Source organism: Tessaracoccus sp. MC1865 (genome assembly GCF_017815535.1).
In the GTDB taxonomy this organism is placed as follows: domain Bacteria; phylum Actinomycetota; class Actinomycetes; order Propionibacteriales; family Propionibacteriaceae; genus Arachnia.
Map to the genome: position 1 here is coordinate 1,679,925 of NZ_CP072596.1, position 9,580 is coordinate 1,689,504.

Below are 9,580 nucleotides of genomic sequence, written 5' to 3' on the forward strand. Positions count from 1 at the left end.
GTCAGCGGTGCCAGGCCTCGGCCAGCAGCCTGCGGGCGTCGCCGAGGAGTTGTGGCACGGCCTTGGTCTGGGCGATGACGGGCATGAAATTCATGTCGCCCTTCCAACGCGGGACGATGTGCTGGTGCAGGTGCATGGCGATGCCCGCCCCCGCCACGTCGCCCTGGTTCATGCCGATGTTGAAGCCGTGGGGCTTCGAGACGGACCGCACCACGCGCATCGCCTGCTGTGTCAACTCCGAGACCTCGCGGGTCTCCTCAGGCGTCAGGTCCGTGTAGTCGGCGACGTGCCGGTAGGGGCACACCAGCAGGTGCCCGGGCGAGTACGGGAACAGGTTCATCACCACGTACGCGTGCTCGCCGCGGGCGACGACCAACCCGTCGTCGTCCGTGCGCTTGGGCGAGGTGCAGAAGGGGCAGTCGTGACCGCCCGTGGGTTTGCCCTCCCCCTCGATGTAGACCATGCGGTGCGGGGTCCACAGGCGCTGGAACGCGTCCGGCACACCTGGCAGCGTGCCGGACGCCTCAATGTCGTCCATGGTCACTCGCCGGCGGTGGGCGACTCGTTGGAGCGCGACCCGATGAAGTCGACGATGGTGGTCACCGCGTCGTCGACACTCACAGCGTTGCGCTGTGACCCGTCACGGAACCGGAACGACACAGTGCCGCCGTCGCGGTCCTCGCCGCCCGCGATCAGGATGAACGGGGCCTTGCCCTGCGTGGCGTTGCGGATCTTCTTGCCGAACCGGTCGTCGGAGGTGTCGAAGTCCACCCGCACGCCCTTCGCCTGCAACTGAGCGACGACGCCGCCGAGGTACTCGTCGAACTCGGAGGCCACCGGGATCGCGGTGACCTGGACCGGCGAGAGCCAGGCGGGGAACGCGCCGGCGTAGTGCTCGATGAGCACGCCCATGAACCGCTCGATGGAGCCGAACTTCGCCGAGTGGATCATCACGGGCTGCTGGTGCGAGCCGTCGGAGGCCGTGTAGTGCAGGTTGAAGCGCTCCGGCTGGTTGAAGTCGTACTGGATGGTCGACATCTGCCAGGTGCGCCCGATCGCGTCCTTCGCCTGGATCGAGATCTTCGGGCCGTAGTAGGCGGCACCACCGGGGTCTGCGACCACGGGCAGGCCGGATTCGCGGGCGATGCCTTCGAGGATCTCGGTCGCCTCTGCCCACTGCTCGTCGGAACCGATGAACTTGTCCTTCTTCTTGCCGTCCTCGTCGCGGGTGGAGACCTCCAGCGCGACGTCGGTGAGCCCGAAATCGTTGAGCAGTGACAGGACGAAGCGCAGCAGGTGGCGCACCTCGTCCGGCGCCTGTTCCTTGGTGCAGTAGCTGTGCGAGTCGTCCTGCGTGATGGAGCGCACGCGGGTCAGTCCCTGCACCACGCCCGAGGCCTCGTCGCGGTACACGGTGCCGAACTCGAAGAAGCGCAACGGCAGGTCCCGGTAGGAACGGCCACGCGACGAGAAGATCAGGTTGTGCATGGGGCAGTTCATGGCCTTGAGGCGGTACGCCTGGCCACCCTTCACGACGTTGCCCTGCTCGTCGCGCTCGGCGTCCTCCAGGATGGGGGGGAACATGCCATCGGCGTAGTACGGCAGGTGGCCGGAGGTGTAGAAGAGTTCCTCCTTGGCGATGTGTGGCGTGCCGACGTAGTCGAAGCCCTCCTGGATGTGGCGGGTGCGCACGTAATCTTCCATTTCGCGCTTGATCACCCCGCCGCGGGGGTGGAACAGCGGGAGGCCCGAGCCCACCATCTCGTGGAAGCTGAACAGGTCGAGTTCGGTGCCGAGCTTGCGGTGGTCGCGCTTGGCGGCCTCGTCCAGCCTTGTCTTGTAGGCCTGCAGTTCGTCCTTCGACGGCCACGCGGTGCCGTAGACGCGCTGGAGGCCGGCGTTGCGCTGGTCCCCGCGCCAGTAGGCGGCGGAGGTGCGGGTGAGCGCCCAGCCGTTGCCGAGGTAGCCGGTGTGCGGGATGTGGGGGCCCCTGCAGAGGTCCTTCCACGCCACCGAGCCGTCGCGGTTGAGGTTGTCGTAGATGGTGAGTTCGCCGGCGCCGACCTCGACGGAGGAGCCGTCGTCGTCCGAAGCTCTGGACTTTGCGGAGATGAGTTCGAGCTTGAACGGCTCGTCAGCCAGCTCCGCGCGGGCCTCTTCGTCTGTCACGACGCGGCGCACGAAACGCTGGCGTGCCTTGATGATCTGGCCCATCTTCTTCTCGATGGACTTGAGATCTTCAGGGGTCAGCGGGTCCACCTGGAAGTCGTAGTAGAAGCCGTCCGTGATGGGCGGGCCGATACCCAGCCGCGCGTCGGCATGCAGGTCCTGCAGCGCCTGCGCGGTGACGTGGCCGCACGAGTGGCGCAGGATCGAGAGGCCCTCCGGGCTGTCGATGGCGACCGGCTCGACAACGTCGCCGTCGGCCAGTTCGCGCTGCAGGTCCAGGAGTTCCCCGGCGACACGCATGGCGACGACCGTGCGGTCCTCACCGAAGAGATCGAGCCCCGTGGTCGTGGTAGTCAGCTCCACCTGTTCCGCCTGGTCGTTGCGGTGGACGGTGATGACTCCACTCATGGGGCACTCCTTGTGGTGTGGTCGGTTGGTCTGACGCCCCCATTGTGCCGCGTGGAGCTCAACCGTGGTAGTTGGGTCCCATCACTGCCGCGCCGTCCTGATCGCGCCGATGGAGGCGACGATGACGCAGGCCATCGCCACCCATTCCGGCCAACGCAGCCACTCCCCCAGCACCATCCAGGCGAAGAGTGCGGCCGCAGCGGGCTCGAGGCTCATGAGGATCGAGAACGACGCGGCCTTCAGGGAGCGCCTGGCCTGCAGTTCCATGGCATACGGGATCACGGTGCTGAGCAGCGCCACGGCGGCCATGACACCGAGCACCCTGAGGTCGCCGAATGCGCCGTCGGCCAGCAGGGTGCCCGGAACGGCCAGGGCCGCGGCGCCGATGAGGCTGCCTACGGTGAGCCCACTCATCCCCTCCCACCGCCTGCCCACGGGGCCCGCCAAGGCGATGTAGCCCGCCCAGAGAGCGCCGGCAGCCAGGGCGAACACCAAGCCGAGCGGGTCCACGACGGTGGGGCCCGCGCCCAGCAGCACCACGCCGGTCGCCGCGAGGGAGACCCAGAGGATGTCCAGCAACCTGCGTGAACCGAGCACGGCCAGGGCCAGTGGGCCGACGAATTCAAGCGTGACGGCCAGCCCAATGGGGATGCGCTGGAAGCTGAGGTAGATCAGCATGTTCATCCCCGAGAGGCACAGGCCGTAGGCGACGACGACCAGCCAGTCGCCACCGCTGCGTCCGGTGACCCGCGGCCGGGAGAAGGCGAGGAAGATGACCGCGCCGATGAGGGCCCGCAGGAACGCGAGGGTGACGGGATGGGCCGAGTCGAAGATGGACTTGGCGATCGCCGCCCCGAACTGGACGGAGGCGATGGCGATCAAGACCAGGACGACGGGGCGGGGCACGGCCCGACTCTACGCGGGCGGGGCGGTTTGCCGGTCCCACCTCATCAGCGCCGAGCCTTGTCGCCCAGCATCTCCAGAGTGCCGAAACGCCGTTCTGCGTGAGGGAGGCTCACCTCGCGGAGGTAGCCGGCCACCTCTGCGGGACCGTGCTGCTCGAAGTGCCGGATGAGGCTGCGGATGTCGTCGGGGTGGCGGTTCTGGCTCATCTTGGCCTTCGCCTCGATCCGGCCGATCGTGAGTTCAACGCCGACGATGGCGCGCGACATGAGGCCCAATTTCTCCGCTCCGACGGCGTCGAGCACTTCGGGCCCCTCCATCCGCTCGGTGAGGGCGCTTGCGGCGCGAAGCGCTGCCTCGGGACTCGGGTCGATACGGACGGGGCCCCAGGCATGGATCGTCAGGTAATCCCAGGTCGGGACGTTGGGCAGTTCCTGGTTGGTGGCGTACCAGTGGGGCGAGATGTACGCGTCGGCGATGTCCAAGATGGCCATCCCACGGCCGGTGATCGGGGTCCGGGCCTGGGGGTTGTTGCGCACCAGGTGGGTGACCAGCACGCGGGATCCGCCGCGGGATTCGCAGTGCATGGGGACGAAGGTCGACAGCGGTCCGTCTTCATGGACGGTCACGAGATTGCCAGGACGCACCTCGGCGAGCAGTTGCTGCAGGCGGTCCTCGGGAAGGCTGAAGTGGTCTGGCACGTGCACGCAGCCACCCTAGGCGCTGGCCGGGCTGGCGCCGCCCCCGGGGCGGGTCATTTTCTGTCCACCGCGCCCCGTCCTGCATCATTGTCCTTGCATGAGAGGAGACACGTGCTCACAATTCTCTGGGCCATCGGCATCACTGCGGAGGGAATGACCGGGGCCCTGGCCGCCGGCAGGGAACGCATGGACCTCTTCGGCGTCATCATGGTCGCGCTGGTCACGGCGCTCGGTGGCGGATCCATCCGCGATGTCCTGTTCGGGCACTATCCGCTCACGTGGGTCCGCGATCCCGAGTACGTGTTGCTCGTCGTGCTCGCAGCCGTCATCACCATCTCTATCGCCGGGATCATGAAGTACTTCCGGCAACTGTTCCTCGCACTCGATGGTCTCGGGCTGGTGGTCTTCTCCATCCTCGGAGCGCGGGTGGCCCTCGACATGGAACTGGGCATCATCATCGCGGTCGTCGGTGCCGTGGTGACCGGCGTGGCGGGCGGCATCATGCGGGATCTGTTCTGTGACCGGATCCCGTTGGTGTTCCGTGAGGAGTTGTACGCCTCCGTGTCCGTCATCGCCGCGCTGCTCTTCGTGGGTCTGTTGGAGGTGGGGGTCGCCCACAATGTGGCGGTGGCCGTCACCCTGGCCGGCGGTTTCGCCCTGCGGATGCTGGCCATCAAGTTCCGCTGGCGGTTGCCCGTCTTCGAGTACCAGGATTCGGCGGTCGACGGCCGCAAAGCACTTCGGAAGGTCGCGCTGAGCCTCCGCAGCCTCCGTCTGCTGCGCCTCCAGGACCGTCGACCGGTCATCGACGACTGAGCGCTACCGCCTCGGTTCACTGACGCGTCGGCCCAGGGCGATCACGTCCATGTTCCACACGACGCGCTCCGAATCAGTCGTGAGGTCGACGGGGATCAAGCCCGCGGCGCCATGGGGAAACCCTGGCGACCCATTCCCAGGACGGGCCCCCTGACACCACGATGTTGAGTGTGGAGCATCAGCCGGAAATGGAAAAAACACCCGGCATGGCCGGGTGTCTTCTGGTGGGCGGTACTGGGTTTGAACCAGCGACCTCTTCCGTGTCAGGGATGCGCCGCAGAGCACTTTTCGTCTCATCGAGCCGCATTTACGCTCAGCAGGGTGCGGAACACACCCCCTCCGAGAGGCTCTTCCACAACCGCTTGGCACACAACTGGCACACAAACGGCAGGTGCTGGAGCTTGCCCAGCCCCACGCGACCCGTGACGCTTTGGGGGCAAAACCAACCCGGAAGGCTCCGCAACACATACCCACACCGTAACCCCGAACAGCCCTGAATCGCACTGGGTTGGTTGGAGTCTCCATCGTTTTGAAACGAGGATGGTCTCATGCCGAAGGACACCACCCCGGGGAAGCCGACCACGCGTCGCTACAGCCCTGAAGAGAAGGCCGCTGCGGTGCGGATGGTCAGGACACTGCGTGCCGAGTTGGGAACCGGGCACGGCACGGTGCAACGCGTCGCGGCCCAGCTCGGTTACGGCACCGAATCGGTGCGTTCCTGGGTTCGCCAAGCTGACATCGATGAGGGCCACGTCGCCGGGGTCAGCACCGGCGATTCGGAGAGGTTGAAGGCGCTTGAGCAGGAAAACCGTGAGCTCAGGCGTGCCAACGAAATCTTGAAGAGGGCAGCGAGTTTCTTCGGGGCGGAGCTCGACCGCCAGCACAAGAAGTAGCCGCGTTCATCGACGCCAACCGCGACGACATCGTCGCGGGACGGCGTTTGGGGGTCGAGCTCATCTGCCGCGTGTTGCAGGTGGCCCCAAGCAGCTACTACGCGATCAAGGGCCGGCAACCCTCGGCACGGGCTCAGCGTGATGAGGTGATGGGCCCAGTCGTGCGGCGGCTGTGGGAGGACAACTACCGCGTCTACGGTGCGCGGAAGATCTGGAAGGCAGCCCGACGTGCAGGTCACGACGTGGGCCGCGACCAGGTCGCCCGACTGATGCGCGCCGCCGGGATCGAAGGCGTGCGGCGAACCAAACGGGTCCGCACCACCAAGCCCGACCCGGGCATGCCGCGGCACCCCGACCTGGTCCGCCGCGACTTCACTGCCACGGCACCGAACCAGCTGTGGGTCACCGACCTGACGTTCGTGCCGACCTGGGCCGGCATCGCCTACGTCTGCTTCATCATCGACGCCTGCTCGAGAATGGTCGTCGGTTGGCGGGTCGCGTCCCACATGCGGACCACGATGGTCCTCGACGCCATCGAAATGGCCCGCTGGTCACGCGGCACTCAGCTCGATGGGCTGCGGTGTCACTCCGATGCCGGGTCCCAGTTCACGTCGATCCGCTACGGCGAGCGCCTCGCTGAGATCGGTGCGGTGCCCTCGATCGGCACCGTCGGCGATTCGTATGACAATGCCCTCGCCGAGACGGTGAACGGCTACTACAAGGCCGAGTTGATCCGCGGCCCGGCCCGTGAAGGACGCCCCTGGAAGACGGTGGAAGACGTCGAACTCGCCACACTGAGCTGGGTCCACTGGCACAACCACCAGCGCTTGCACAGCTATCTGTCCGACGTCCCACCAGCAGAGTTCGAGGAAACGCTCTACGCTACGAAACGGACCGACCAACACCTGGTCGGAATCCAATAGCCCGAGCCTCCATCAGGCCCAGTGCGATTCACCCGCCGAGAACAGGCGACACCCTGCCTCCCGACCCGCGAGCCCGTCCTAAGTTGCCGCCGTCGGTCCCACGCGGAAGCCGGGCCCGGGCCGATGCCCAGGGTTGCAGAACGGGAGCCCCGGGCGATCACTCCCCTGCAGGATCGAACCCCGGGGCGGCATGAGCAAGAGACCACATTGGTATCATGATGGTATGGCTATGACACTCCGGCTGGACCCTGAGGACGAGAAGACCCTCGCACTGCTCGCCGAGGCCGAAGGGGTGAGCAAACAGGAGGCCACCGTGCGCGCTATCCGGGAAGCAGCCGCACGACGGCTCCGTGAGGACAAGGTACGGCTGCTGTCCGTCGCGGCTCGGACGCGCTACGCCGACCTGCTCGACCGGTTGGGCCAGTGATCGAGCACCTCACCCTCGAGGACGTCTTGTCGTTGGTGGAAGACCTCGGAGTTGGCCCGGTTCGCGACATCGGACTGCTCGACTCCGCGGTCCACCGCCCACGGGTGAGCGTCTTCGGCAGAGATGCGTATCCCGGCCTCGACGACAAAGCAGCCGTACTCCTGGAATCGTTGGTCGGTAACCATGCCCTGGTCGACGGGAACAAGCGCCTGGGCTGGCTCTCGCTGGTGGTGTTCTACGGACTCAACGGCATCGATCTGGATGCACACGACGACGAGGCCTACGACCTGGTCATCGCGGTCGCCAGCGGGACCGCGACCTACCAGGAGGTGTCGGCCCGCCTCGCATCTTGGCACTGACCACCAGCGGCAATTGCGGATGTTCCAGAGGTGGCTCAGGAGGCCTCTGAGAGGCGTTGCACGACGTACTGGTTGAGGCTGAGGTGCTCTTCGGCAGCTCGGATGGCGAGGCGGCGGTGCAGGCTTTCCCCGACACGGAGGTTGAACTTGCCCGAGTAGCTCCGCTCCGACAGCGGTACGGGGACGGCCTCACTCTCCGCCGCCAAGTCGGCCACGGTGTCTGCGACCAGGTCAACCAGTCCCTGCAGGGCAGCTGGCTGGGAGTTGGCGAGCCATGACAGTGAGGGGAACTCGGCGCAGGTGGCGACGAACTCGTTGTCTTCGACCGACCATGTCACTCGGTAGGTGTAGCGGGACACGTCGGCCGTTTCGGTGTGGGACATCACTTCGCCTCCTTCTTGTCGATCGCGGCCAGCACCTGCCGCACCTGGTAGGGCTTGGCCTGGCCGTTGCTGTTCTGGATGTTCACCCGTGGATCACCGGGCCAAGGGGTCTTGAACACCGCGTGTGATCCGCCGGTTCTGAAGCGCCCCAGGTTCTCTGCCGCTCTCATGCGGGTTGCGGCTCTCGGTTGAGGGTCGCGTAGTGGGCGGTTTCGTACTCCACAGGGGCAACGTATCCCAGGCTGGAGTGGAGGCGTCGGTTGTTGTACCAATCGACCCAGCCGGCGGTTGCGTACTCGACGTCGGCGAGGGTCTTGTAGGGGCCGGGATGGAAGATCGTGGTGCGGATGCACTCGGCCTTGTAGAGACCGTTGATGGATTCCATCAAGGCGTTGTCGTAGGCGTCCCCGACGCTGCCGATCGAGGGCTGTATCTGCTCCAGAGCCAGGCGTTCGGTGTAGCGCAGCGAGGTGTACTGCGACCCGGCATCCGAGTGCGCCCGCAACGATCCGGGCTGGATCGGGCGGCCATCTCGGTCTCGTTGCCACACGGCCATCCGCAGCGGGCTAAGGACCAGGTCGGTGTGCATGCTGCCAGCGGCGTGCCAGGCGACGATGCGTTGCGAGAACACATCGACGATGAACGCGACGTAGCAGAACCCCGCCCACGTCCGGACGTAGGTGAAGTCCATAACCCACGTGTGATCCGGCCGCGGGGCGGTGAAGCCGGTCCAGCAGGTCACCTGCCCGGTTTCCGTCCTTGCCTGGGATAGTGGTGCGGATCCCCTTGTCGCACCGCACCCCGGAGAGCCCGAGAACGGTCATGGCCCGGTCCACGCTGCCGGCCGAGGCGTCACCGAAGGCAGGCTGGCGACGCACCAGGGCGGTCATCTTCCGACGCCCGTAGAGGCCCTCTGGGGTCATCTGACGCTGCGCCTGCTTGGTGGTCCACGCCAGGTCGCGGACCTTGTCGGCCACGTGCGCATCGCTGAGGGTGCGGGCAGCCACACCACCTCGTTTCCAGGAGCGGTAGGTCCTCGCGGCGATCTGACAGCCCTGCTCACGCAGGACCCGGCAGATCGACTCGACCGCGAACCCCTCGGACTTCATCTGGTCGATGAAACCGGCCATCACCGGTTGCGGGGGTCGAGTTCCCCCGCGAAGAAAGTCGTTGCCGCTCGCAGGATCGCGACGTCTTCTCGAAGGCGTCGGTTCTCGGCCTTCAACCGCTTCACCTCGGCCTGCTCCTCGGTGGTGATCCCGTCGCGTTCGCCGGTATCGACCTGGGCCTGGATCACCCAGCGACGCACGGACTCCTTCCCAACCCCCAGCTGCTTCGCCACGGCCGCTGCCGCGGCCGTCAGCGACGGATACTCGGACACGTGCTCGGTCACCAGACGCACAGCTCGTGCCTTCAGCTCCGGATCGATCATCTTGGGCATGGTGCTCATTCTCCTTGACTCAAACAGGAGCGGCATCAAACCTGGGGCGCTTCAGACCGTGAAATCGGCACACAGTCTCACCCTGTTTCGTGCTCTCTCGCGCAATTGGCACACAAAATGGCACACACCCCCTGCTATGAGGGGGTGTGTAGGTGGT

General features: G+C 66.3%; 9 protein-coding genes, 1 pseudogene and 1 other annotated feature. Of the genes and pseudogenes, 4 read left to right on the forward strand and 6 right to left on the reverse strand.

All coding sequences use genetic code 11. The features are described 5' to 3' along the window. Position 1 precedes the first annotated feature (1 nt). The 4 genes from J7D54_RS07765 to J7D54_RS07780 form a co-directional block, all read right to left on the reverse strand. Positions 2–544, reverse strand: a complete 543-nt coding sequence (locus tag J7D54_RS07765; protein ID WP_209455091.1) for an HIT domain-containing protein — start codon at positions 542–544, stop codon at positions 2–4. Continuing rightward, positions 541–2,577, reverse strand: coding sequence for a threonine--tRNA ligase (gene thrS, locus J7D54_RS07770; RefSeq protein ID WP_182764621.1), 2,037 nt, complete (start codon positions 2,575–2,577; stop codon positions 541–543). Before thrS ends, J7D54_RS07765 begins: the two co-directional genes overlap by 4 nt. Before the next feature lie 81 nt (positions 2,578–2,658). Next, positions 2,659–3,483 (reverse strand): DMT family transporter, encoded by an 825-nt coding sequence (locus J7D54_RS07775; protein ID WP_182764620.1) that lies wholly within the window; start codon positions 3,481–3,483, stop codon positions 2,659–2,661. A 44-nt stretch (positions 3,484–3,527) separates the two neighbouring features. Further along, entirely contained in the window at positions 3,528–4,187 is a 660-nt protein-coding gene (locus J7D54_RS07780; protein ID WP_182764619.1) for an FMN-binding negative transcriptional regulator, read from the reverse strand. Between the two features lie 105 nt (positions 4,188–4,292). On the opposite strand from J7D54_RS07780, the gene J7D54_RS07785 reads away from it, so the two are divergent. The 4 genes from J7D54_RS07785 (at position 4,293) to J7D54_RS07800 (ending at position 7,599) form a co-directional block, all read left to right on the forward strand. Beyond that, positions 4,293–4,997 carry a trimeric intracellular cation channel family protein gene (locus J7D54_RS07785; RefSeq protein ID WP_245243909.1) on the forward strand — a complete coding sequence of 235 codons (705 nt, stop codon included), beginning with the start codon at positions 4,293–4,295 and terminating at the stop codon, positions 4,995–4,997. Between the two features lie 548 nt (positions 4,998–5,545). After that, a protein-coding gene (locus tag J7D54_RS07790; RefSeq protein ID WP_182764961.1) for an IS3 family transposase occupies positions 5,546–6,813 on the forward strand; the annotation gives its coding sequence in 2 pieces (ribosomal slippage) (positions 5,546–5,849 and positions 5,849–6,813; 1,269 coding nt in all). Further along, positions 5,845–5,979, forward strand: a sequence feature (AL1L pseudoknot). It overlaps the preceding gene by 135 nt. Positions 6,814–7,036: 223 nt before the next feature. After that, positions 7,037–7,240 carry a CopG family transcriptional regulator gene (locus J7D54_RS07795; RefSeq protein ID WP_182763402.1) on the forward strand — a complete coding sequence of 68 codons (204 nt, stop codon included), beginning with the start codon at positions 7,037–7,039 and terminating at the stop codon, positions 7,238–7,240. Further along, positions 7,237–7,599: a type II toxin-antitoxin system death-on-curing family toxin gene (locus J7D54_RS07800; RefSeq protein ID WP_182763403.1), complete on the forward strand. Its 363-nt coding sequence runs from the start codon at positions 7,237–7,239 to the stop codon at positions 7,597–7,599. Before J7D54_RS07795 ends, J7D54_RS07800 begins: the two co-directional genes overlap by 4 nt. Positions 7,600–7,634: 35 nt before the next feature. Here J7D54_RS07800 and J7D54_RS07805 read toward each other — a convergent pair whose 3' ends face one another. Together J7D54_RS07805 and J7D54_RS07810 are read right to left on the reverse strand one after the other, a co-directional pair. Next, positions 7,635–7,982: a type II toxin-antitoxin system HicB family antitoxin gene (locus tag J7D54_RS07805; RefSeq protein WP_182763404.1), complete on the reverse strand. Its 348-nt coding sequence runs from the start codon at positions 7,980–7,982 to the stop codon at positions 7,635–7,637. Between the two features lie 166 nt (positions 7,983–8,148). Next, positions 8,149–9,423 (reverse strand): annotated as a pseudogene (locus tag J7D54_RS07810) (IS3 family transposase). Between the last annotated feature and the right edge of the window lie 157 nt (positions 9,424–9,580).

Coding starts and splice junctions, on each gene's coding strand:
- J7D54_RS07805 (WP_182763404.1), bottom strand. CDS start 7,982: ATGTCCCACACCGAAACGGCCGACGTGTCCCGCTACACCTACCGAGTG.
- thrS (WP_182764621.1), bottom strand. CDS start 2,577: ATGAGTGGAGTCATCACCGTCCACCGCAACGACCAGGCGGAACAGGTG.
- J7D54_RS07795 (WP_182763402.1), top strand. CDS start 7,037: ATGGCTATGACACTCCGGCTGGACCCTGAGGACGAGAAGACCCTCGCA.